Origin of the sequence: Rhodococcus sp. 852002-51564_SCH6189132-a (assembly GCF_001665495.1) — a bacterium.
In the GTDB taxonomy this organism is placed as follows: domain Bacteria; phylum Actinomycetota; class Actinomycetes; order Mycobacteriales; family Mycobacteriaceae; genus Rhodococcus; species Rhodococcus pyridinivorans.
Genome location: NZ_LZMJ01000014.1, coordinates 1 through 23671 on the forward strand (window position 1 = coordinate 1; position 23671 = coordinate 23671).

The window sequence follows — 23671 nt, forward strand, 5'->3', positions numbered from 1 at the left end:
TGCCCCCCCGGCGGTGCGCCTTCCAAGTGGTGAGGCGCGAGAGATTGCCGGAGAAACGAGGAGGGCCGCCCCGTTCGGGGCGGCCCTTCGTCGTGTACGGGTGGTGCGGATCAGGCGTGCTTGAACTCCGGCGCGCGCTTCTCGACGAAGGCCGCCATGCCTTCCTTCTGGTCGGCGGTGGCGAACGTCGAATGGAACACGCGGCGCTCGAACTTCACGCCCTCGGCCAGCGTCGTCTCGAAGGACCGGTTGACGGCCTCCTTCGCCATGATCGCAACCGGCAGCGACATCGACGCGATGGTCGTCGCCGTCTCGAGCGCCACGTCGAACAGTTCGGCGGCGGGAACGATGCGCGAGACGAGTCCGGCGCGCTCGGCCTCCTCGGCGTCCATGTTGCGGCCGGTCAGGCACATTTCCATGGCCTTGGCCTTGCCCACGGCGCGGGTGAGACGCTGCGATCCGCCGATGCCCGGGATGACGCCGAGCTTGATCTCGGGCTGACCGAACTTGGCGGTGTCGGACGCGATGATGAAGTCGCACAGCATCGCCAGCTCGCAACCGCCACCGAGCGCGTAGCCCGACACCGCAGCGACGATCGGCTTGCGGACGGACGAGAGCCGATCCCACTGCGAGAACAGGTCTTCCGCGTAGACTTCGGCGAAGGTCTTCGGAGCCATCTCCTTGATGTCGGCGCCGGCGGCGAACGCCTTCTCCGAGCCGGTGAGCAGGATCGCACCGATCTCGTCGTCCGCGTCGAGTTCCTCGACGGCGGCGACGACCTCACGCATCAACTGGCTGTTGAGGGCGTTGAGCGCCTTCGGCCGGTTGAGGGTGACGATGCCGACGCGGCCTTTGCGGTCGAGCAGGATGGTCTCGAAATCGGTCACTGGCTGTCCTTCACGGTCGAGCGGTCTCGGATGTCGGTGATGATGGCGGAGAAGTCGAGTCCTCCACCACCCTCGGTGTTGAAACGATGGTAGAGCTCGGCTGCACGCAGTCCGAGTTCGGCCTCGACACCGTTGGCGCGCACCGCGTTCGCGGCCAGTCCGAGATCCTTGTCCATGAGCGCGGCCGCGAAGCCCGGCGTGTAGTCGTTGTTCGCGGGGGTGGTCGGGACGGGGCCCGGCACCGGGCAGTTGCTCGTCAGCGCCCAGCATTGACCGGACGCGTTGGACGCGACGTCGAACAGTGCCTGGTTGTCGAGGCCCAGCTTCTCACCGAGGACGAATGCCTCGCTGATGGCGATCATCGAGATGCCCAGGATCATGTTGTTGCAGATCTTCGCGGCCTGGCCGTTGCCCGACCCGCCGCAGTGGACGATCTTACGTCCCATGGCCTCGAGCAGCGGCTTCGCGGTGGCGAAGTCGTCCTCGCCGCCGCCGACCATGAACGCGAGGGTGCCTGCGGCGGCACCGGCGACACCGCCGGAGACCGGGGCGTCGACGGCACGGTGACCGGCCTTGCGTGCCTTCTCCGCCGCCGCGCGGGCATCGGCGACGTCGATGGTCGAGCTGTCGACGAACAACGTGTTCGCCTCGGCCGCGGGCAGGATCTCGTCGTACAGGTCGAGGACGAGCTTGCCGTTGGGCAGCATGGTGATCACGACCTGGGCGCCGCGCACCGCGTCGGTCGCGGTCTCGGCGACGGTGATGCCGTTCTTCGTGGCCTCTTCCTGCGCAGCGGGAACCGGGTCGTAACCGTTGACTGTGTACCCGGCGCGGAGGAGGTTCGCGGCCATCGGCCCACCCATGTGTCCGAGGCCGAGGAAGGCGACGGTGGGAAGTTCACTCATCGGTCGTTCTCCTTGGGAGCGGCGAGCCCGAGTTCGAGATCGCCGAGCGGCTGGAAGTAGGCGTCGACGTCGGCCTCGGTGACATCGGCGAGGGTCGCCGGCGACCACTGCGGGTTGCGGTCCTTGTCGACGACCTGTGCGCGGATGCCCTCGACGAGGTCGTGCGACTTCAGCGAGGCGGTCGAGACCCGGAACTCCTCGTTCAGCACCTCTTCGAGGCTGCCGAGCTGCCGGGCGTGACGCAGCGAGCGGAGGGTCACCTTCAGCGCGACAGGCGATTTCGCGAGCACCTGGCCGGCGGTCTCCCGTGCCTCCGGAACATCGGAAGCCCGAAGGCGTTCGACGATCTCCTCGACGGTGTCGGCGGAGTACGCCGCGTCGATCCATTCGCGCTGCCCGAGCAGCGCCGATTCCGGTGCGGGCTGCGAGTATTCGGCGAGCGCGTCCTCGAGCGGGCCGGATTCGAGTGCGGCGACGAACTTGTCGAGTGAATCGGACGGCAGGTAGTGGTCGGCGAAGCCCAGGGTGACGGCGTCGCCGGCCTTCATCCGTCCGGTGGTCAGCGCGATGTGCGTGCCGATCTCGCCGGGGGTGCGCGAGAGCAGGTAGGTGCCGCCGACGTCGGGAACGAATCCGATTCCGGTCTCGGGCATCGCGATGCTCGAGCGTTCGGTGACGATCCGGACGTTGCCGTGCGCCGAGATCCCGACGCCGCCGCCCATGACGATGCCGTCCATGATCGCGATGTACGGCTTCGGGTAACGACCGATGGCGGCGTTGAGGATGTACTCGTCGCGCCAGAAGTCCTGCGATCCCGTGCCGCCGTCCTTGGCGTCGTGGTAGATCGAGACGATGTCGCCGCCGGCGCACAGGCCGCGCTCACCGGCACCGCGCACCAGCACGGCACGCACCGAATCGTCGTTCTCCCACGCGCTCAGGGCCTTCGACATCTCGAGGACCATGGCGTGGTTGAGGGCGTTGATGGCCTTGGGCCGGTTGAGCGTGATACGGCCGATGCCGTCCTTCACGTCGATGAGGATCTCGGGTTCCTGCCCGGTCATGCCGCTCCGTTCTGCGCTGCGGCCACCACGCTCCGCGCGACGACCACCCGCATGATCTCGTTGGTTCCTTCCAGGATCTGATGCACGCGCAGGTCGCGGACGATCTTCTCGATCCCGTACTCGGCAAGGTAACCGTATCCGCCGTGCAACTGCAGTGCCTCGTTCGCGACCTCGAAACCGGTGTCGGTGGCGAAGCGCTTGGCCATCGCGCACAGCTCCACGACGTCGTCGGCGCCACGGTCGAGCGCGTCGGCGGCACGCCACAGCATCGTGCGTGCGGCCTCGAGTTCGATCCGCATGTCGGCGAGGCGGAACTGCAGCGCCTGCGAGTCGAGCAGCCGCTCGCCGAATGCCTTGCGCTCGGCGAGGTAGGCGACCGCCCGGTCGAGGGCGGTCTGGCCGCCGCCCACCGAGCACGCGGCGATGTTGATGCGGCCGCCGTTGAGGCCGTGCATGGCGATCCGGAAGCCGCCGCCCTCGGTGCCGAGGAGGTTCTCGGCGGGCACGCGGGCGCCGTCGAGGATGACCTGGCGGGTGGGCTGCGCGTTCCAGCCCATCTTCTTCTCGTTGGCGCCGAAGGACAGCCCGGTGGTGTCCTTCGGGACGATGAACGCCGAAATACCGCGGGCGCCGGTATCGCCGGTGCGGGCCATGACCACGTAGACGTCGGACGTGCCGGCCCCGGAGATGAACTGCTTGACTCCGGTGAGCACGTACTCGTCGCCGTCACGAACGGCCTTGGTGCTCAGGGCCGCCGCATCGGATCCGGCGCCCGGCTCGGTGAGGCAGTAGCTCGCGAGGTGCTCCATCGTGCAGAGCTTCGGGATCCACTGCTTGCGCTGGTCGTCGTTGCCGAACTTGTCGATCATCCACGTGACCATGTTGTGGATGGAGATGTAGGCGGCGATGGACGGGCAACCCTTCGCGAGCTCCTCGAAGATGCGGACGGAGTCGAGGCGTCGCAGCCCCGATCCGCCCACGTCCTCGCGGACGTAGATCCCGCCCATGCCCAGTTCGGCGGCCTTGCGCAGCACGTCCACGGGGAAGTGCTTGCTCTGGTCCCATTCGACCGCGTTCGGGGCCAGATATTCGGTGGCGAAGTCCCGGGCGGTGTCGCGGATCGCCCGGTCGTCGTCGGTGAGAACGAACATCGATGGACCGCCTAGTTCATCGTCGGGATGACGAAGTGGTCGGTGTCGGCCACGTGCGCACCCTCGATGTCGCCTTCCTTGACACCGGACGGCCAGCGCTGCGTGACCGTCTTGGTCTTGGTGTAGAAGCGGAAGGCGTCGGGGCCGTGCTGGTTGAGGTCGCCGAAGCCGGAGGCCTTCCAGCCGCCGAAGGTGTAGTACGCGATCGGGACGGGGATCGGGACGTTGATGCCGACCATGCCGACCTCGACGCGGGCCGCGAAGTCGCGGGCGGTGTCGCCGTCGCGGGTGAAGATCGCGACGCCGTTGCCGTACTCGTGCTCGGTGGGCAGGCGCAGAGCGTCCTCGTAGTCGCGCGCACGCACCACGGTGAGCACGGGGCCGAAGATCTCCTCCTTGTAGATGGACATCTCGGGGGTGACCTTGTCGAACAGGGTGGCGCCCGAGAAGAAGCCGTTCTCGTGTCCTTCGAGGACGAAGTCGCGGCCGTCGACGACCAGCTCGGCGCCTTCTTCGACGCCCTGGGCGATGTAGCCGTGCACGCGGTCGCGGGCGGCGGCGGTCACGAGCGGACCGAAGTCGGCCTTCTCGTCGAAGCTGGTGCCGATACGCAGTTCGGCGATGCGCTCGGTGAGCTTGGCGACGAGCCGGTCCGCGGTCTCCTCGCCGACGGGGACGGCGACGGACAGCGCCATGCAGCGCTCACCGGCCGAGCCGTAGGCGGCGCCGACGAGTGCGTCCGCGACCTGGTCGAGGTCGGCATCGGGCATGATGATCGCGTGGTTCTTCGCACCACCGAAGCACTGTGCGCGCTTGCCGTTCTTCGCGGCCGTCTCGTAGATGTACTGCGCGATGGGGGTCGAGCCGACGAAGCCGATCGCCTTGATGCGCGGGTCGTTCAGCAGGTAATCGACGGCGCTCTTGTCGCCGTTGACGACGTTGAACACACCGGCGGGCAGGCCGGCCTCGAGGAAGAGCTCGGCCAGGCGGAGCGGCACGGAGGGGTCGCGCTCGGAAGGCTTGAGCACGAATGCATTTCCGGCGGCGAGGGCAGGACCGGCCTTCCACAGCGGGATCATGGCCGGGAAGTTGAACGGGGTGATCCCGGCGACGACACCGAGGGGCTGACGCATCGAGTAGACGTCGATGCCGCCGCCTGCGGACTCGGTGTACTCACCCTTGAGGAGGTGCGGGGCGCCGATGGCGACCTCGATCACCTCGAGGCCGCGCTGGATGTCGCCCTTCGCGTCGGGGACGGTCTTGCCGTGCTCGCTCGACAGCAGGTGGGCGAGTTCGTCCATGTTCTCCTGCACGAGGTGCACGAACTTCATGAGGACGCGCACGCGCTTCTGAGGATTCCAGGACGCCCACACCTTCTGCGCCTCGGCGGCGTTGGCGATGACGGCGTCGACCTCGGAGTCGGCCGCGAGCGGCACGCGGGCCTGGACCTCTCCGGTGTTGGGGGCGAAGACGTCGGCGAAGCGGCCGGAGGTGCCGGCGACGTGCTGTCCGCCGACGAAGTGGGTCAATTCTCGAACGCTCATGTCCGATCCCGTCCTTTACTGGGGTGCGATGACGTGGGATGTGCGATTTTCGGCGCGAACGGGCGAAGGCCCGAAGTCTTCGCTCATCCTATAGTTGGAAGTCCACGTATGTCTACCGTCACACCGGACCGGATCGGCCGGCACCCCTCACGAACGATCGTCGCGTGAGGGGTCCGTGCACCCGGGTCGATACCCGAGGGTCGAGATCAGCCCTCGGCCATCTGCTGCGCCTTCGCGTACGCAAGGTGCAGGAAGTCGGCTCCGGTCAGCGCCGCGAACGAACCCGCCACCAGACGTGTGAGATTCGGAGCGTAGACACCGCCGAAGACCAGCGCCGTCACCGTCCACAGGTCGAGGCAGAAGGGGCACGCAAGCAGTTCCCCGACCGCGTGACGGACCCGCGACGACTTGCGCGGCTGCTCCATCACCTCGGCCGGACCACCGGGGCCGTCGAACTTCGTGAACGGTGCCCGCACCGGGCTGGTCACCGCCGCCTTGCTCACGATCCGGGAGATCTTGTGGCTCGCGAGCGCGGTGACCACGAGATCCCCGGCATCGGGCCTCGGCATCGCCCGCCCGCGCCTGGCCGCGACGGCACCGAGCGTGCCGACGGTGGTGAGGTAGACGGACATGAGCACCGCATATCCGCCGAGGGGGCGATCCTCCCCGTTCCGATAGGTGTCGGCCTCGTCCTGGACCGCATCGACCGCACGTTCGGCGTTCTCTCGCGCTGTCGACGGTGCTTCCGGTGTCCGCATGAATCCTCCACTCGTGGCATGTGCTGTCGGCGGCGCGACCGGAGCCGTCACCTTCATCGGGCGGCATACCCCGGGTGCGGACGGCACAACCACCGGCGTCCGATCGCGGTCAGCGCATGCGGCGGTAGAGATCCTCGAGGTCGGTGATCCCGCGGATCACCACGGCTTCGTCGGTTCCACCGGCCCGCAAGGCGCGGCGCAGCAGCATCGGATCGAGGTCATCGAGGGCCGGGCGGAACCGCTCCGCGGGCAACTCGGGCAACTCGGTGTCGTCACCGTAGAAGTCCTGCGACGCGGCCGCGTCGTCGTCGGCATCCGCTTCGTCGACACCCCCGATCAGCGTCGCGAGGTCCAGTCCGCGCAGGGTCAGGACCGCGAGCGGCTGGTCGTCGACGTGTTCTGCGAGCAGGTAGGCAACGGCCGCAGCGTGCTTGCAGGGCCACGAGTCGTCGGGGCACGTGCAGTCGAAATCGAGTTCACCCGCGCGTCGCGGCAGCAGGGAGGATCCCAGCTCTTCGGGGAGGATGCCCGCCGCGAGTCGCGCCAGCATGCCCGGCGACGAGCGGACCAGCGACACGAGTTCACCCACCGCGTCCTCGTCGAGCGTCCGCACCCGCACCGCCGAGGTGAACGGTGTGAGCTGGCTGCCCTGCACCTCGCCGACGGCCGCACCGGGTTCGAGTCGCATGGAGATCACCTGACCGGCGCGCGCGTAGGCACGGCCCCGCGTCAGTCGCCCCTTCTCGGCGACCTCCTCCATCGCCGAGATCAGTTCCTTCGACCACCAGCTTCGGCCGATCGCGCCCCGCTTGGTGCGCGCCTCGATGCCACCGTCGATCCGGCGGGCCGTGCCGTAGCGGCGTACGTTGCCCCGTGCCATCTAGTCCCCCACCGCGTCGTCGCCGAGCGTGAGCAGGCTCTGCAGCTGGTCGGTGGACAACTCGGTGATCCAGTTCTCCCCCGCCCCGACCACGATCTCGGCCAGTTCCTGCTTACCGGTGAGCATCTCGTCGATACGCTCCTCCACCGTTCCGACACAGACGAGCTTTCGGACCTGGACGTCGCGACGCTGCCCGATCCGGAACGCGCGGTCGGTGGCCTGGTTCTCCACCGCCGGATTCCACCATCGGTCGAGATGCACGACGTGGTTGGCGGCGGTGAGGTTCAGTCCGGTACCGCCCGCCTTGAGCGAGAGCACCATGATCGGCGGGCCGCCCTCTCCCTGGAAGCCGTCGACCATCGCGTCGCGCCGGCCCTTGGACACTCCCCCGTGCAGGAAGGGCACCGTCGTGGCGAACCGCTCCTCGAGATAGGGCACGACGAGCTCACCGAACTCGCGGAACTGCGTGAACAGCAACACCTTCTCGCCGTCGGCCAGCACCGACTCGACAATGTCCTCGACCAGGCCGAGTTTGCCCGAGCGGTGCCGTCCGCGACGCAGGACGGGCGAGCCGTCGCCCAGATAGTGCGCGGGGTGGTTGCACACCTGCTTGAGCCGGGTCAGCGCCGCGAGCACCGCGCCCTTGCGGGCCATGCCCTCCTTGTCCCGGATCCGGCGCATCATGTCGTCCACGACGGCCCGATACAGGGCGGCCTGCTCGGCCGTGAGGTTGGCGCGCACGGTCTGCTCGAACTTCTCGGGCAGATCGGAGATCACGTCGGGGTCGGTCTTGACGCGGCGCATCACGAACGGTGCGGACAACGCCCGCAACCGCGCCGCAGCGACGGCGTCGTGGTCGCGCTCGATCGGCACCGCGAAGCGGGCCCGGAAGGACGCCGCGGTGCCGAGCAGGGACGGATTCGCGAAGTCCAGGATCGCGCGCAGTTCCTCGAGCCGGTTCTCCACCGGTGTGCCGGTGAGCGCGATCCGGTGCGCCGCGGGCACGGCGCGCGTGGCGCGGGACTGCGCGGTCGCGGTGTTCTTCACGTGCTGGGCCTCGTCGAGGACCACGCGTTGCCAGGTCAGCGTCGCGAGCTGCGCGACGTCGCGGGCGGCGATGGCGTACGTCGTCACCACGAGATCGTGGTCGGCGGCAGCGGCGGCGAGCGCCGGTCCGCTCAGCCGCTGGGCGCCGTGGTGGACGTGCACCCGCAGGTCGGGCACGAACCGTTCGGCCTCACGCTGCCAGTTGCCCACCACCGACATCGGGCAGACCAGCAGGGTCGGGGCGTTCCGCAGGCCCGACTCTCGTTCATGGGCGAGCAGCGCGAGCACCTGGATGGTCTTGCCCAGGCCCATGTCGTCGGCGAGCACGGCGCCGAGACCGAGCCGGCTCATGAACGCGAGCCAGTCGAGGCCGCGCTGCTGGTAGGGACGCAGTTCGGCGTTCAATCCCGCCGGCACGGGGACAGGCTCGGGGTGCGCCTGCCCGTCGAGCAGCATCTCGACCCAGCCGGAGGCGGAGATCTCGGTGACCTCCGCGGGCGGAGCATCGTCGCCGGTGAACTGGGCGAACAACGACCCGAGGGTCGCATCCTCGGCGGAATGCGCGGTGACGTACCGGGCCGCGCGGGCCAGCGCCTCGGCATCTGCCCGCACCCATTTGCCGCGCAGTTTGACCAGGTCGCTGTTCGCCGCGACGAGCTCTTCCATCTCCGACGGGGTGAGCAGCATGTCGCCGACGGCGAGCTGCCATTCGTACGAGACGATCGCGTTCATCCCGACGACGCTGTCGTCGGCGCTCACGGGGGCGACGGGTGACTCGACCTGCAGACGCAGGGACGGATCGACCCGGGTCCAAGCGCGCGGTAGCAGCACCGCGATGCCTGCGGCGTCGAGCTCCCGGGCGCCGTGCTCGACGAGATCGACGACGACCGGGGTGGGCAGCAGAAGGTCGAGACTGTCGGGATCGCGGGGCACGTCCTGCAGGCGGGGATAGGCCTGGAGCGCGATCCCGAGCTTGCGCACGCCGATCTGGAGCAGGTGCGGGTCGGTGTCCTCGACGGGCAGCGGCGTCGGGGACTGTCCCTCCGGACGCAGGCACACCTCGAGCCGCCAGATGGAGTCGGCTCCGACCCCGTCGTCGACGTCGTCCGGTTCGACGAGGCGCAGCACGAGGTCGGGTTCGTATCCGGCGAGGCTGGCACGCCATTCCTCGAGCGCATCGGCCATGCGCTGGGTGCCACGGGGATGGGGACTGCCCTCGGCCAGTGCAGCGACGAGGGGGTGCAGCGAGGTCGACGAGCCGTGGAGGGTGCGCACGATGGGGTCGGTCAGTTCGCGGCACAGATCGTCGAGGAGATCGACGGGCCGTCCGAGCTGTCGTTGCGCGGGAGACATCGCGGCCGCGAGTTCGGCGGACCAGGCCCGCGTCTTCTCGCCGCCGAGCAGGCGCCACCGCGCCCACCACTGCTTCTCGACACGCACGAGCTCCGGTGCGACGCGGCCGGCCTGCGCCCACCTCTCGATGCCACGGGCGACGTGCGCGAGATATCGCAGATCGCCGCCGACACCCCCGGGACGCCGCGGCATGTCCAGCAGAAGCTCGGCTGCGTCCGCCGGTGCGACCGCGACGGCGGGCAGCGTGCTCGGCTCCGTCTCCGTAGGGAAGGTGAGGGTGACGCGATGGCGGAACGGGCGGTCGATCCACCGGCGCAGCGCAGACGGCAGCGCGTCGGGATCGGGCTCTGCGGCGGGGTCCCACCACAGCATCAGGCCGGATCCCGGTGACCACAGCCCGTGCAACATGCCCACTATCGTGCCAGCCGCACCCGACCCCGATGGCAGGCTGGGTCCCATGGCACGCGCATACGGCTTCGTGGAGTACGGCGGTCCGGAGACACAGCAGCTGTTCGACACCCCCGTCCCACCGCCCGGTCCGGGGCAGCTCCTCGTGGCAGTCCGGGCCGCGGGCGTGAACCCCGCCGACTGGAAGGTGCGGTCCGGACGGCGCACAGGCAGCGTCACGGTGCACTTCCCGGCGGTCCTCGGCCGGGAGGTCGCCGGTGTGGTGGAGGCCGCCGGTCCGGACACCGGCTTCCGGCCGGGCGACGCCGTCTTCGGGGCCACCGCGGAGGGCTACGGCGGCTACGCCGAGTACACCCTCGTCGACGCGCGGGCTGCTGCGCTCGTGCCCGAGTCGGTGCCGTTCGAGGTGGCGGCCACCCTTCCGGTCGCGGCCGGAACGGCCTTCGACATCGTCGAGTATCTCGAGATCGTCGATGCGGACACCGTCCTCGCCCTGGGTGCCGGTGGTGGTGTCGGGTCGGCGACGACGCAGCTCGCGCACAACGCCGGGGCCGCCGTCCTCGGTGTGGCGAGTGCGGGGAAACGGGATCTCGTCGAATCGTGCGGCGGTCTGTGGATCGAGTCCGGTGACGGGTTCGACGCGCGGGTCGCGGCCACCGCGGAACGGTGCGGGGCGGTGACCGCGGTCGTCGACCTCGTCGGTGGCGACGTGCTCGAGCGGGCGGTCGCGCTGACGCGGGCACCGGAACGGGTCGTGAGTGTCGCCGATCCGGCACGCGCGGAGGAGCTGGGCGGTTCGGGAATCACGCGGCGACGGACCCGGGAGGTGTTCGAGCAGGTCGTGGCGCTCGTCGAGCGTGGTGTTCTGACGCCGCGCGTCGAGCGGACCTTTCCGCTCACCGAGGCCGGGGCTGCGCTGGAACTCGTCGAGTCCGGGCACGTCGGCGGGAAGATCGTCGTCACCGTGCCCTGAAGATCCTGTCGGCAGGGCATGTCAGGATCGCCGCGTGCGTGGGGGGAACGCGACGTGGTGGGTGGCGGCAGTGGTGGTCGCGGTGGCGGTGTCCTGGTTGTGGGACCGCACCGCGCCGGGGTCCGGGACGGTGCCGGGCAGCCCCACCCGAGCCGAGGTGCATCTCCTGCTCGAGCAGGTGACGGTGGTCGATCAGCGCCGGAAGGTTCCCGGCTATCAGCGGGGCTGCGGCGCGGGCGAGCGATGCGTGTTCGGTCCGGCCTGGTCCGACGACCATCCCGGGGCCGGTGGGCACGACGGTTGCGACACCCGCAACAACGTCCTCGCGCGCGACCTCACCTCCCCCACCTTCCGGGCCGGCACCGACGACTGTGTCGTGACGAGTGGGGTCCTGAACGATCCGTACACCGGTGCGCGCGTGGAGTTCCGGCGTGCCGAGGCGAACGCCGTGCACATCGATCACATCTATCCGCTCGCCGCGGCCTGGGATCTCGGTGCCGCCGCATGGCCCGCCGAACGTCGACTCCGGCTCGCGAACGACATCACCTACAACCTCGTCGCTGTCGACGGGCAGGCCAACCTCGACAAGCGCGACGGCACGCCGGCCCAGTGGCTGCCACCGGCTCCCGGTTACCGCTGCTGGTTCGCCGGCCGGTACCTGACCGTGGCGGTGCGCTACGCGTTGCCGATCACGGTCGACGACCACCGTGCCTTGGTGGGCGCGGCGGAGTCGTGCCCGTGACATCATCGCGACCAGCAGTCTCCCCGCCTGGCAGATACCGTTGACGGCGGAGATGACGAGGGCGGCGAGGTCGGGATCGGAATCGACCAGTCGCACCGCACGTTCGGGTCCGCAGTACATCGCCGGGGTGAACGCGTTGCGCGCTGCGGGCCGGTCGATGATGCACCAGACGATCGCGCCTTCCCGTTCGAATCTCAGTCCTCCTGCACCCAGATCGTCTCCCTTGCATCGGACAGCATCTTGTTCTTTGTTGTGAGAACAACGTGCTCTCCTGAGAAAATCGCTGTTTCCGAACATGTAGGGTCTACGGTGAGCAAATGCTCGAGCGCATCTCCAAGGACACCCGGCTGTGCATCTCGATGTCCGGCCGTCCCAGCAACATCGGCACCCGGTTCCACAACCATCTCTACGAGGAACTCGGCCTCGACTTCGTCTACAAGGCGTTCGCGCCCGCGAACATCGAGGACGCCGTGGCGGGGATACGCGGCCTGGGCATCCGCGGCGCCGGGGTGTCGATGCCGTTCAAGGAAGCCGTGCTGCCCCTCGTCGACGTGCTGCACGATTCGGCGCGGGCCATCGAGTCCGTGAACACGATCGTCAACGACGACGGCGTCCTGCACGCTTACAACACCGACTACCAGGCGGTGAGCGATCTGCTCGTCGAGCACGGCGTCGATTCCGCCCTGCCCGTCACGGTGGTGGGCAGCGGCGGCATGGCGAAGGCGGTGACAGCGGCGCTGCGCCACAACGGATTCACCGACGGAACGATCGTCGCGCGCAACGGGGACACCGGACGACCGCTCGCACGCAAGTACGGCTACGAATGGCGCGCCGACACGAGCGACGTCGCACCCGGGCTGATCGTCAACGCCACTCCGATCGGGATGGCGGGCGGCGCCGAAGCGGACGACCTGCCGCTGCCCCACGACTTCGTCGCCGCAGCGTCGACGGTCTTCGACGTCGTGGCCGTCCCGGCGGACACCCCGCTCGTCCGATTCGCCCGCGAGCACGACATCCCGGTGATCACGGGCGACGAGGTCATCGCGCTGCAGGCGGCACTGCAGTTCGAGCTCTACACGGGAGTGACCCCGACGCGCGAGCAGGTGCGCCGCGCGTCGGAGTACTCCCGTTCCTGAACGGTCGGGACCGAGGAGGACTCGGCCGTCAGACGATATGGCCCTGTTCGAGACCGTCGAGCACCACGGCTGCGGCATCGACCGCGACGGTCATCTCGACGCGGGTGATGTCGTGCGTGGCGGGGGTTCTGCAGATCGAAGTTGTTGACCCACGCGGCCGTTCGCGCCGACTGGAACACGAACGTGGTGGTCACGGTGTCGCCCCCCAGGTCGCCGACGAACCAGCCGGTGAAGAACGGGCCGAGGTCGACGCCGTAGGTCGCCTCGCACTCGCCGGCGATCACCGGTGCAGCCTCGACGAGGTGGGCGACGATCGCTCCGAGCAGGGTCGCCAGGACTGCAGCACCTACCGTGGCAGCTGTCCCATTCACGACCGGTGGTCCCGCCTCCGGAGTGCAGTTCTCGTCGGCGATGTTGCGAATCGTCGACGAGAACTGCCCATCGGCCGGCGGGTCGCCGCTCAACTGCCGGTGGCGGCCTCCCGCTTCGGATCCGCCGACCACTGCGACCACGAACCCGGATACAGCGCGGCGTCGATGCCCGCGATCTCGAGCGCGGCGATCTCGTGTGCGGCGTTGATTCCCGATCCGCAGTACACGGCGACGTCGGTGCGCTTCACGCCCAGCGTCGAGAAGCGGTGCGCGATCTGATCCGCGGGCAGGAACGACCCGTCCTGACGGAGGTTCTCGGTGGTCGGCGCGCTGACCGCCCCGGGGATGTGGCCCGCCCGGCGATCCACCGGCTCCTCGTCGCCGCGGTACCGTGCGTGGGCGCGCGCATCGAGCAGAACTCCGTGGGTCGCGTAGGTCGCGGCCTCATCAGGACCGATGGTGGGCATGTGGCCGAGGCTCAACGTCACGTTGCCGGGCTTCTTCTCGCCGCCCGGTCCTGCGGCGAGAGGGTGCCCGCCGGCGATCCACGCCTGCAGTCCGCCGTCGAGCAATCGCACCTCGGAGTGCCCCGCCCAGCGCAACAGCCACCACGCGCGGGCCGCGGCGAGATCGCCGCTGTCGTCGTATGCGACGACGAGAGCACCGTCGTCGATCCCCCACCGGCGTGCGATGGCCTGGAAACGGTCGATGTCGGGCAGCGGATGACGACCGAGCTCGGGTGCGGGCGGATCGGCGAGATCCTCGTCCAGGTCGACGTAGACCGCTCCGCTGATGTGCCCCTCATGGAATCGGTCCCGTCCGTGTCTGTCGCCGAGTGCCCAGCGGACGTCGAGTATCACCGGCGACCGGCCCTGCTCGATCATCTCGGCGAGTTCGACGGTGGAGAGAAGAACGGGGGTATCGGACATGACCCGATCCTGACACGAACGGCACACGCCGTTCCGACTTTGGGGCGACACGCCGTGCGTGCCGGGACGACCCCGGCGGGCGGACACGCCCTGTGCACGTCCGATTCGGGGGTTTTGCGTCTCGGTTCGGGATTGGCGTGGGGGTTGGTCTGATTTGACGTGCGGAGAGCACTATCGTCGAGACGTGAGCAACCGCCAACCGACGAGCCCAGCCGCCCCGCCTGAGCCGGAGCAGTTCCCGGTGTTGTGGCCCATGCAGACGCGTTGGGCCGACAACGACCATTACGGCCACGTCAACAACGTCACGTACTACTCGTACTTCGACTCGGCGGTCAACGGGTGGCTCATCTCCACCACCGGTGTCGACATCCGCGAACTCGACGCGATCGGGGTCGTGGCCGAGACCTCCTGCCGCTATCTCGCCGAGCTGTCCTTCCCCGACCGCCTGCAGGTCGGACTGGCGGTCGAACGTCTGGGCACACAGTCGATCACCTATTCGCTCGCAATCTTCCGGGAGGCCGACGACACCCTGATCCCGGCGGCGACCGGCCGGTTCGTCCACGTCTACGTCGATCCGCAGACGCGCCGCCCCGTCCCGATCCCCGATCAGATCCGCAAGGCCGCCGCCCAGTTGGCCACCCCGAACGCGGGCCGCTGACGCCCTACGTCGCCTCGTCTCCGCTGCGCCCGGCGGCCCGGGCCAGCAGCGGCGCCGTGCGCTGCGGGACGAGGTCCTGCATGACCAGCGACATGTCCGTGCGTTCGACGCCGCGGATCTTCAGGATCCGGCCCGCGAGCCGATAGAGGTCGTCGGCGTCACGGGCGACCACCTTCACCGACAGGTCGATCTGCCCGGTCAGCCCGTAGACCTCGGTGACCTCGGGGATCTGTGCGAGTTCGTCGACGACCTCGTCGAGACGGTGCTGATCGACGCGGGTGGCCACGTAGGCGGCGAGCGGATAACCCAGGCTGACGGGGTCCACCCGCCGGTCGAACGAGGCGAGCACGCCCTCGGCCTCCCATCGGGCAAGGCGCGCCTGGACGGTGTTGCGGGACAACCCGAGACGCTGCGCCAGCTCGACTCCCGTGGCCCGCGGTGTGCGCGTGAGTTCGAGCAGCAGACGCGCATCGGTGGCATCCAGACTGGTCATTCTTCGCAGTCTGCCAGCTCGGAGCACCCCGAAACCGTGCTTTCTGCACGGTTGCAGGCTGATCGATTGCGCACGCGCGATTTGCCCGGATGATGTGATGTACGGCACACATCATCCGGTCGGGCCTCACGAGGGCACGCCGGATCCGCACCGACGAGGTGATCCGATGGTTGTACCGACCGCCTACCCGGTCCAGTTGATCCAACCCGACGGGCGACGCGTCCTCGACACCGAGTACGGCCCACTCGTCGCCGACGTCGGCCCCGACGAACTGCGCGGACTCTACCGCGACATGGTCGTCGCGCGACGCGTCGACGCTGAGGCGACGGCTCTCCAACGGCAGGGTGAGCTCGGCCTCTGGGCGCCGCTCCAGGGCCAGGAGGCCGCGCAGGTCGGCTCCGCCCGGGCACTCGCGCCCGACGACTACGTCTTCACCAGCTACCGCGAGCACGCCGTCGCATTGTGCCGCGGCGTCGACCCCGCCGACATGACCCGCCTGTGGCGTGGGTGCGGCCTGTCCGGATGGGATCCGCAGACGGTCGCCACCACCAACCCGGCCATCGTCGTCGGAGCCCAGGGCCTGCACGCCACCGGTTACGCGATGGGCGCGAAGCTCGACGGAGCCGAGATCGCCACCGTCGTGTACTTCGGCGACGGCGCCACGAGCCAGGGCGACCTCTCGGAGGCCATGGTCTTCTCGGTCAGCTGGGGTGTCGGCGTGGTGTTCATCTGCCAGAACAACCACTGGGCGATCAGCGTGCCCACCCACGTGCAGAGTCCGGTCCCCCTCGCCCGGCGCGCCGCCGGATTCGGGATGCCGGCCGTGCAGGTCGACGGCAACGACGTCCTCGCAGTCCTGGCGGTGACCCGGCGTGCCGTCCGGCATGCCCGCGAGGGTGCCGGTCCGTTCTTCATCGAGGCACTCACCTACCGCATGGGCCCGCACACGACCTCCGACGACCCCACCCGCTACCGCACACCCGCCGATCTCGAGGAGTGGCAGGCACGCGACCCCATCGATCGGTTGCGACGACTGCTCGAACGCGAAGGGCACGCCGACGACGACTTCTTCGACGAGGTCCGGACCACTGCCGACGATGCCGCGATGCGGCTCCGGCGCGGCACGCTCGGGATGCCCGACCCCGAACCCGCCGCCCTGTTCGACCACGTCTACGCCACCGAGCATCCGCTCGTCGAACAGGAACGCGCGGACTACGCCGAATATCTGGCGAGTTTCGGCCCCACGGAGGAGGCGCGACGATGACCACCACGACGATGACCACCACGACGATGACCCTCGGCGGTGCCCTCAACGCCGGACTCCGCCGCGCACTCGAACGCGACCCCAAGGTCGTCATCATGGGTGAAGACGTCGGCACCCTCGGCGGCGTCTTCCGCATCACCGACACCCTGCAGAAGGATTTCGGTGAAGGTCGTGTGATCGACACTCCCCTCGCCGAATCCGGGATCGTGGGAACGGCGTTCGGGATGGCGCTGCGCGGCTACCGACCCGTGTGCGAGATCCAGTTCGACGGCTTCGTCTATCCGGCCTTCGACCAGATCGTCTCGCAGGTCGCGAAGATCCACTACCGCACGGCCGGTGCCGTGGTGGCCCCGCTCACCGTCCGGATCCCCTACGGCGGCGGCATCGGTGCGGTCGAACATCATTCGGAATCACCGGAGGTGTACTTCACCCACACCGCAGGTCTGCGGGTCGTGAGCCCGAGCACCCCGTCCGATGCGTACTCGATGATCCAGCAGGCCGTCGCGCTCGACGACCCGGTGATCTTCCTCGAACCGAAGCACCGCTACTGGGAACGCGGTGAGATCGACACGGAGACCGCACCCGACCTGCCGCTCACGTCCGCGCGGGTCGTCCGGTCCGGTTCGGACGCGACGATCGTGACCTTCGGTGCGCTGGTCGCTACCGCGCTACGCGCAGCCGACATCGCCGAAGCGGAAGGACATTCGCTCGAGGTCGTCGATCTGAGGTCGCTGTCCCCCATCGACTTCGACACGATCGAGGCGTCGGTGCGGCGAACCGGCCGGCTCGTCGTCGTGCAGGAGGCGCCGGTCTTCTGCGGCATCGGCGCGGAGATCGCCGCCCGCACGACCGAGCGGTGCTTCTACCAACTCGAGGCACCGGTCCTGCGGGTCGGCGGATTCGACATCCCCTACCCCCCGGCCAAACTCGAATCCCACCACCGTCCCGACCCGGATCGCATCCTCGACGCGGTCGACCGCGCACTCACGGCGTGAGGCGCACCGATGACGAATCCCGCCCGCGCAGTACAGGAATTCCGTCTCCCCGATCTCGGTGAGGGACTCACCGATGCGGACTGGGTGCACTGGGCCGTCGCGGTCGGCGATCGTGTCGAACTCAACCAGGTCATCGGGGAGGTCGAAACCGCCAAGGCCACGGTGGAACTGCCGTCGCCCTATGGCGGCACGGTCGAGGAACTGCTGGTCGAGCCGGGACAGACGGTGCCGGTCGGGGCACCCCTGCTGCGGATCGCCACCGAGGACGGGCCCGCCGAACCGGCCGGTGACAGCGACGGCCCGTCCCGACCGTCGGTGCTCGTCGGATACGGACCCGGCGACGCCCCGCAGAGCAGACGCGCGACCCGCCGCATCTCGGCGGACGCCGGTCGTGCCCGCGACGGTGATCCCCCTCCCGCACGACCCGACGCGAAGCCCGGCGCACGCAAACTCGCGGCTCTCCTCGAGGTCGATCTGGACACGGTGACGGGCACCGGCCGCGGCGGTGTGATCACGCGCGACGACGTGCGGCGCACCGCCGGACACGGCGACGAACCTACCGCAGGCCACGACGAAGAACCCACCGCCGAACGACCACACTCACCTGCCCCTGAGGCGTCCCCCGAACGGACCACACGGATACCCGTCGGAGGGGTGCGCAAGCGGACCGCCGAGGCAGTCTCCCGCAGCGCCTTCACCGCCCCGCACGCGAGCGTCTTCCTCACGTGCGACGCGACCGCCACCGTCGACCTGGTGTCGACCCTGCGCGCGTCGCCGGCCTTCGAAGGCGTCCGTCCGACGGCGCTGAGCATCGTCACCCACGCACTGTTGCACGCGATCGCCGACGAGCCGTCGCTCAATGCGCACTGGGACGACGACACGGGCGAGATCGTGCTCCACCACGACGTGCATCTCGGGATCGCCACTGCGACCTCCGACGGCCTGAAGGTCCCCGTGGTCCGGGAGGCCCAGCGCCTGTCGTTGCCGCGTCTGGCCCGGTCGATCGCCGAGGTCGCCGACCGCGCGCGGACGGGCCGCTCCACGCCGTCCGAGCTGACGGGTTCGACGGTCTCGGTGACGAACGTCGGGGTGTTCGGGGTGGACGGGGGAACACCGATCCTCAATCCCGGCGAGTCGGCGATCCTCGCCGTCGGAGCGATCTCCGACCGCCCGTGGGTCGTGGACGGTGCTCTCGCGATCCGGAAGGTGGTCACGTTGTCGCTGTCGTTCGACCATCGGCTCGTCGACGGGGAGCAGGCGGGACGGGCACTCGCGACGATCGGTGCGTTCCTCGGCGATCCCGTGCCCATGCTGCTCGCCGATACGTAGGGGCCGCGAACGCTCGGTAGCGTGCCTCCACGTGGTGGATTCGCAACGGACGACGGACCGGCTCACGCACGCCCGGGCGGCGGTGTTCGCGATCTTCGGGCTCAACGGCTTCCTGCTCGCCCTGTGGGTCGTCCACATCCCGGCGATCCGGGAACGGGTGGGCATCGATCACGCGGCACTCGGATCGTTGCTGTTGCTGCTCGCCCTCGGGGCGCTCGGCGGGATGCACGTGACGGGTCGGCTCGCCGACCTGATCGGTAGCCACCGCACGACGATCGTCTTCGCTCTGATGTTGTCCCTGACGGTGGTCGGGCCGGGCCTGGCCGCGGCGCCGTGGCAGCTCGGACTCGCTCTCGCAGTGTTCGGTTTCGCGAACGGCGCGCTGGACGTGTCGATGAACTCCCAGGCGGTCGTGGTCGAACAGCGGTACCGGCGACCGATCATGTCGGCCTTCCACGGGTTGTTCTCCGCGGGCGGGATCGCCGGGTCGCTGGTGGGCGCGGCCGCCCTGGCCGCCGGGGTTCGCCCCGCGCTCACGCTCGCGGTCGCCGGAGTCGTCGCGGCCGCGGTGGTGGGCCGGGCGGGGCCGCGCCTCGTCCGGACGGAGCCGCCGATCCGATCGTCGTCACCGGGGCCCCGGGCCGGTTACTCGCGCCGCGTGGTGCTGCTCGGAGGTGTGGCGTTCGCGCTGATGCTGTGCGAGGGGGTCGCGAACGACTGGAGCGCGCTGCAGGTGCAGGAACGGCTCGGCAGCCCGGAGTCGGTGGCCGCGCTCGCGTTCGGTGCGTTCTCGGCGACCATGACGATCGGGCGCTTCGTCGCCGACCGGGTCACCGCCCGGTTCGGCAGCGCCGCCGTCATCCGGTACGGAACGCTGGTCGCCGCGGTCGGGATCGGCGCCGTGGCACTGTCGCCGTGGCTGGTCCTCACACTCGCCGGATGGGCATTGTTCGGCCTGGGGTTGTCCGGTGCCCTCCCGCAGCTGTTCAGCGCCGCGGGCAATCTCGATTCGGGATCCCCCGGCGCGAACATGTCCCGCGTCGTCGGTCTGGGTTATCTGGGTTTCCTGGCCGGCCCTGCGTGCATCGGGTGGATCGCCGAGGCGACCTCCCTCACGACGGCGATGGTCGTACCGCTCGCATGCGTGCTCCTCGCCGCACTGCTGGCTCCCGTACTGACGCCGACGGCGCCCACGCGGTGATCCGCGTGGGCGCCGTGACGGAGCAGCGACAGGTCCGGAAGGCCTACAGGGCCTTCAGTTCCTCGGTGACCTCCGAGACCATCTTCTTCGCGTCACCGAACAGCATCGACGTGTTGTCGGCGGTGAACAGCGGGTTGTCGATACCGGCGTAACCGGAGCTCATCGAGCGCTTGAGCACGATGACCGACTTCGACTGGTCGACGTTGAGGATCGGCATGCCGTAGATCGGGCTCGTCGAGTCCAGGCGGGCAGCCGGGTTGGTGACGTCGTTCGCGCCGATGACGATGGTGACATCGGTGCGGCCGAACTCGCCGTTGATGTCGTCCATCTCCTTCATCGCGTCGTATTCGACGTCGGCCTCGGCGAGCAGGACGTTCATGTGGCCGGGCATACGACCGGCGACCGGGTGGATCGCGTACTTGACCTCGACACCGCGGTCCTCGAGCAGCGCTGCCATCTCCTTGACGGCGTGCTGCGCCTGGGCGACGGCCAGACCGTAGCCGGGAACGACGATGACCTGGTTGGCGTACGCCATCTGGATGGCGGCGTCCGAAGCCGAGGTGGCCTTGACCGTGCCACCCGACGCCGAGGCCACACCGGCGGCCGCCTCGCCGCCACCGAAGGCGCCGAAGACGATCGCGGGGATCGACCGGTTCATGGCCTTGGCCATGAGGTTGGTCAGGATGGTGCCCGAGGCGCCGACGATCATGCCCGCGACGATCATGGCCTGGTTGTTCAGCGCGAGACCGGCAGCTGCTGCCGACAGACCCGTCAGGGCGTTGAGCAGCGAGATGACGACCGGCATGTCGGCGCCACCGATCGGCAGCACGACGAACAGACCCATCAGACCGGCGGCAATGAGCAGCGCCAGGATCCACCACGAGGCCAGCGGGTCACCGTCGGCGCTGATGCCGATGTAGACGGCGATGGCGATCGACGCGAGGACGAGGACGATGTTGGCCAGCTGGAACAGCTTCGCCGACGCGACGAGCTTGCGCTCGAGAGTCTTGTTCAGCAGTTCCTGCAGCTTCGCGAAGGCGACGAGCGAACCCCAGAACGAGATCGAGCCGATGATCGCGGCGAACAGTGAACCGACGATCATGACCACGGTCGGGTCGTCGTCCAACGTCGTGAAGCTGGTGGACTCGAGATATTCGGCCCACGCGATGAGTGCGACGGTGCCACCACCGACGCCGTTGAACAGCGCGACCAGCTGCGGCATGGCCGTCATCTTGGTCTTCAGTGCCGGCGGGACGCCGAGGATGATGCCGACGGCCAGACCGCCGATGATCAGACCCCAGTTCTCCGTGTCACGGATGTCGATGAGCACCGCGACGACCGCGATGAACATACCGACGGCGGCGATGTAGTTGCCGCGGACTGCGGTCTTCGGGCCCGTCAGACCCGACAGACCGTAGATGAACATCGCGAAGGCGATGATGTACAGGACCGAGACGAGGTAGCCCATCAGGCGTCAGCCCCCTTCTTCTGTGCAGCCGGGGAGTCCTTGCGCTGCTTGAACATCCCGAGCATGCGGTCGGTGACGACGAAGCCACCGACGACGTTCAGGGTGCCGAAGACCAGAGCGACGAACAGGATGATCTTGATGCCCCAGTGGGCATCACCGGGGAGATGACCGAGCACGACGAGAGCGCCGAGCACGACGATGCCGTGGATCGCGTTGGTGCCCGACATCAGCGGCGTGTGCAGCGTGTTCGGCACCTTGGAGATGACGGCGAAACCGACGAATCCGGCCAGGACCAGAATCGCGATGTTCGCGAGTAGTTCGTTGTACATCTAGGAGTTCTCCTTCGAACGCGTCACGCAGGCGGCCTCGAGGATCTCGTCGGAGAAGTCCGGGGCCAGGGCACCCGACTCGTCGAGGAGCAGCTCGATCAGCGCGTACACGTTCTTCGAGTAGAGCTCGGAGGCATGCTCCGGCATCGTCGCGGGCAGGTTGAGCGGCGAGCAGATGGTGACGTCGTGCTTGACGACGGTCTGCCCCGGCTCAGTGAGTTCGCAGTTGCCGCCGGTCTCGCCGGCGAGGTCGACGATGACCGAACCCGGCTTCATCCCCTCGACCGCGGCGGCGGTCACCAGGCGCGGCGCCGGGCGGCCCGGCACGAGCGCTGTGGTGATGACGACGTCGAAGCCCTTGATGGCGTCTTCGAGCGCCTGCTGCTGCTGGGCCCGCTCGGCCTCGGTGAGCTCGCGTGCGTAGCCGCCCTCACCCGCGGCGTCGATGCCGAGGTCGAGCCACTGGGCACCGACCGACCGGACCTGGTCGGCGACCTCGGGACGCACGTCGTAACCGGTGGTGCGGCCACCGAGACGCTTCGCCGTGGCCAGCGCCTGCAGACCCGCGACGCCCACCCCGAGCACCAGCACGGTCGCCGGCTTCACGGTGCCGGCGGCGGTGGTGAGCATCGGGAAGAAGCGGGTGGATTCGCTCGCCGCGACCAGCACGGCCTTGTAGCCGGCGACGTTCGCCTGCGACGACAGGGCATCCATGACCTGCGCGCGGGAGATACGCGGAATGGCCTCGACGGCGTACGCCTCGACTCCGGCCTGCGTGAGGGCGCCGATCTGGTTGTCTGCGTTGCGCGGGGCGAGGAAGCCGATCAGGCGCTGGCCGGACTTCAGGTGGGCGATCTCGGCGTCGCTCGGCGGAGCGACCTTGACGACGATGTCGGCGGACCAGGCGTCGCCGACGGTCGCGCCGGCTTCCTTGTAGGCCGCATCCGGAATCAGCGCGCCCTGGCCGGCACCGGACTCGACGACGACGTCGAGACCCTTGCCGATCAAGGAGGGCACGATCTTCGGCACGAGCGCGACCCGCCGTTCCCCGTCGTTCGTCTCACGAACCACGCCGACGGTCGGACGGCGGTGCGCTCCGCTCCCCGTGTTCGATCCTTCGGTACTCAATTCTTGACTCCTGCGTCGATGAAAGTGCGCGTCGTGCCGCGATCGGCGGCGAAAGATGCGTTATCGAAGGCCATGTGACGGCCTGTCATGCACTGAAAGGCTTAAGCAGACCTACCGTGCCCTCCCGTGACCTCGCAACCTGGTCAGATCATCTGAATCGAGTCCGAACAGCAAGACGGCGCAAGTTTGTGAGGCAGCTCACCTCACAAATGCCATTTTCCTCCGGTGAGCAAGACCGTGCAGGACGATCGGAATCGGTCCCGAAAACGGCCCGGGAGCGGCCCCCGATGCGAAAGAAGGCGGAGTGCAAACAGATTCGTTCCGTGTGTACCGAACGGCGGTGTGTACCGATTCAGAACACTTCGGAATCGATTCAGATACTCGGTCACCGGACCCGGCCTTTGCGCTCGTCCGGCAGCCCGCGTAGGGGGGTGTCCGTGACACACGAACCTCGGAAGGACCCCGCGAACGACACGCCCGCCGACTTCACGGTCGACGACGACCCCGGCACGGCCGACCTCGGCGGCGACCCGGTCTGCTGGCTCCATCTCCTCTGCCCCGACTGCGGGGCGATGCTCACCTCCGAGGAGGAACCGTGCCCGCGATGCGGCAGGGAGCACCCGATCCCGGATCCCTCCTGACCCGAGCACCTAACCTGACC

At 68.9% G+C, this 23671-nt stretch carries 22 protein-coding genes; 9 read left to right on the forward strand and 13 right to left on the reverse strand.

The features are described 5' to 3' along the window. Positions 1 to 110: 110 nt before the first annotated feature. From A5767_RS02880 to A5767_RS02915, 8 genes are all read right to left on the reverse strand, one after another. Positions 111 to 887 (reverse strand): enoyl-CoA hydratase, encoded by a 777-nt coding sequence (locus A5767_RS02880; protein WP_064851602.1) that lies wholly within the window; start codon positions 885 to 887, stop codon positions 111 to 113. Next, positions 884 to 1792, reverse strand: a complete 909-nt coding sequence (gene mmsB, locus A5767_RS02885) for a 3-hydroxyisobutyrate dehydrogenase (RefSeq protein ID WP_064851603.1) — start codon at positions 1790 to 1792, stop codon at positions 884 to 886. Before mmsB ends, A5767_RS02880 begins: the two co-directional genes overlap by 4 nt. After that, on the reverse strand, positions 1789 to 2853 hold the full coding sequence (locus tag A5767_RS02890; RefSeq protein WP_024103686.1) for an enoyl-CoA hydratase/isomerase family protein: 1065 nt from the start codon (positions 2851 to 2853) through the stop codon (positions 1789 to 1791). The genes mmsB and A5767_RS02890 overlap by 4 nt, the downstream gene beginning before the upstream one ends. Next, positions 2850 to 4004, reverse strand: coding sequence for an acyl-CoA dehydrogenase family protein (locus tag A5767_RS02895; RefSeq protein ID WP_006552560.1), 1155 nt, complete (start codon positions 4002 to 4004; stop codon positions 2850 to 2852). The genes A5767_RS02890 and A5767_RS02895 overlap by 4 nt, the downstream gene beginning before the upstream one ends. An 11-nt stretch (positions 4005 to 4015) precedes the next feature. After that, positions 4016 to 5548 carry a CoA-acylating methylmalonate-semialdehyde dehydrogenase gene (locus A5767_RS02900; RefSeq protein WP_064851604.1) on the reverse strand — a complete coding sequence of 511 codons (1533 nt, stop codon included), beginning with the start codon at positions 5546 to 5548 and terminating at the stop codon, positions 4016 to 4018. Between the two features lie 206 nt (positions 5549 to 5754). After that, entirely contained in the window at positions 5755 to 6306 is a 552-nt protein-coding gene (locus A5767_RS02905; protein WP_064851605.1) for a DUF1360 domain-containing protein, read from the reverse strand. A gap of 109 nt (positions 6307 to 6415) precedes the next feature. Further along, positions 6416 to 7186, reverse strand: a complete 771-nt coding sequence (locus tag A5767_RS02910) for an SWIM zinc finger family protein (protein ID WP_059383682.1) — start codon at positions 7184 to 7186, stop codon at positions 6416 to 6418. Next, positions 7187 to 9994, reverse strand: a complete 2808-nt coding sequence (locus A5767_RS02915; protein ID WP_064851623.1) for a DEAD/DEAH box helicase — start codon at positions 9992 to 9994, stop codon at positions 7187 to 7189. A gap of 49 nt (positions 9995 to 10043) precedes the next feature. On the opposite strand from A5767_RS02915, the gene A5767_RS02920 reads away from it, so the two are divergent. From A5767_RS02920 to A5767_RS02930, 3 genes are all read left to right on the forward strand, one after another. Beyond that, on the forward strand, positions 10044 to 10967 hold the full coding sequence (locus A5767_RS02920; protein ID WP_064851606.1) for an NADP-dependent oxidoreductase: 924 nt from the start codon (positions 10044 to 10046) through the stop codon (positions 10965 to 10967). A 70-nt stretch (positions 10968 to 11037) separates the two neighbouring features. Continuing rightward, positions 11038 to 11709 (forward strand): HNH endonuclease family protein, encoded by a 672-nt coding sequence (locus A5767_RS02925; RefSeq protein WP_064851607.1) that lies wholly within the window; start codon positions 11038 to 11040, stop codon positions 11707 to 11709. 317 nt (positions 11710 to 12026) lie between these two features. Next, positions 12027 to 12845 (forward strand): shikimate 5-dehydrogenase, encoded by an 819-nt coding sequence (locus A5767_RS02930; RefSeq protein WP_064851608.1) that lies wholly within the window; start codon positions 12027 to 12029, stop codon positions 12843 to 12845. A 460-nt stretch (positions 12846 to 13305) separates the two neighbouring features. On the opposite strand, the gene A5767_RS02940 is transcribed toward A5767_RS02930, so the two are convergent. Next, complete coding sequence (locus A5767_RS02940) at positions 13306 to 14145, reverse strand: sulfurtransferase (RefSeq protein ID WP_064851610.1); 840 nt, start codon at positions 14143 to 14145, stop codon at positions 13306 to 13308. Positions 14146 to 14329: 184 nt separating this feature from the next. On the opposite strand from A5767_RS02940, the gene A5767_RS02945 reads away from it, so the two are divergent. Next, entirely contained in the window at positions 14330 to 14803 is a 474-nt protein-coding gene (locus tag A5767_RS02945) for an acyl-CoA thioesterase (protein WP_024103679.1), read from the forward strand. Between the two features lie 4 nt (positions 14804 to 14807). On the opposite strand, the gene A5767_RS02950 is transcribed toward A5767_RS02945, so the two are convergent. Continuing rightward, on the reverse strand, positions 14808 to 15296 hold the full coding sequence (locus tag A5767_RS02950; protein WP_006552549.1) for an Lrp/AsnC family transcriptional regulator: 489 nt from the start codon (positions 15294 to 15296) through the stop codon (positions 14808 to 14810). 166 nt (positions 15297 to 15462) lie between these two features. Between A5767_RS02950 and pdhA the strand changes: the two genes are divergently transcribed. Genes pdhA through A5767_RS02970 form a run of 4 tightly spaced genes read left to right on the forward strand, consistent with a single transcriptional unit; the run spans position 15463 to position 20085 of the window. Continuing rightward, positions 15463 to 16560 carry a pyruvate dehydrogenase (acetyl-transferring) E1 component subunit alpha gene (gene pdhA / locus A5767_RS02955; protein ID WP_006552548.1) on the forward strand — a complete coding sequence of 366 codons (1098 nt, stop codon included), beginning with the start codon at positions 15463 to 15465 and terminating at the stop codon, positions 16558 to 16560. An 11-nt stretch (positions 16561 to 16571) separates the two neighbouring features. Beyond that, positions 16572 to 17555 carry an alpha-ketoacid dehydrogenase subunit beta gene (locus tag A5767_RS02960; protein ID WP_064851624.1) on the forward strand — a complete coding sequence of 328 codons (984 nt, stop codon included), beginning with the start codon at positions 16572 to 16574 and terminating at the stop codon, positions 17553 to 17555. 9 nt (positions 17556 to 17564) lie between these two features. Next, on the forward strand, positions 17565 to 18884 hold the full coding sequence (locus tag A5767_RS02965; protein WP_064851611.1) for a dihydrolipoamide acetyltransferase family protein: 1320 nt from the start codon (positions 17565 to 17567) through the stop codon (positions 18882 to 18884). A 31-nt stretch (positions 18885 to 18915) separates the two neighbouring features. Then, positions 18916 to 20085: an MFS transporter gene (locus A5767_RS02970; protein WP_081263462.1), complete on the forward strand. Its 1170-nt coding sequence runs from the start codon at positions 18916 to 18918 to the stop codon at positions 20083 to 20085. Between the two features lie 43 nt (positions 20086 to 20128). On the opposite strand, the gene A5767_RS02975 is transcribed toward A5767_RS02970, so the two are convergent. Genes A5767_RS02975 through A5767_RS02985 form a run of 3 tightly spaced genes read right to left on the reverse strand, consistent with a single transcriptional unit; the run spans position 20129 to position 23010 of the window. Next, complete coding sequence (locus A5767_RS02975) at positions 20129 to 21553, reverse strand: NAD(P)(+) transhydrogenase (Re/Si-specific) subunit beta (RefSeq protein WP_006552917.1); 1425 nt, start codon at positions 21551 to 21553, stop codon at positions 20129 to 20131. After that, on the reverse strand, positions 21553 to 21882 hold the full coding sequence (locus tag A5767_RS02980) for an NAD(P) transhydrogenase subunit alpha (protein ID WP_006552916.1): 330 nt from the start codon (positions 21880 to 21882) through the stop codon (positions 21553 to 21555). Before A5767_RS02980 ends, A5767_RS02975 begins: the two co-directional genes overlap by 1 nt. Continuing rightward, positions 21883 to 23010 (reverse strand): Re/Si-specific NAD(P)(+) transhydrogenase subunit alpha, encoded by a 1128-nt coding sequence (locus A5767_RS02985; RefSeq protein ID WP_006552915.1) that lies wholly within the window; start codon positions 23008 to 23010, stop codon positions 21883 to 21885. 437 nt (positions 23011 to 23447) lie between these two features. On the opposite strand from A5767_RS02985, the gene A5767_RS02990 reads away from it, so the two are divergent. Then, positions 23448 to 23651, forward strand: a complete 204-nt coding sequence (locus tag A5767_RS02990) for a hypothetical protein (RefSeq protein ID WP_006552914.1) — start codon at positions 23448 to 23450, stop codon at positions 23649 to 23651. Positions 23652 to 23671: the final 20 nt, after the last annotated feature.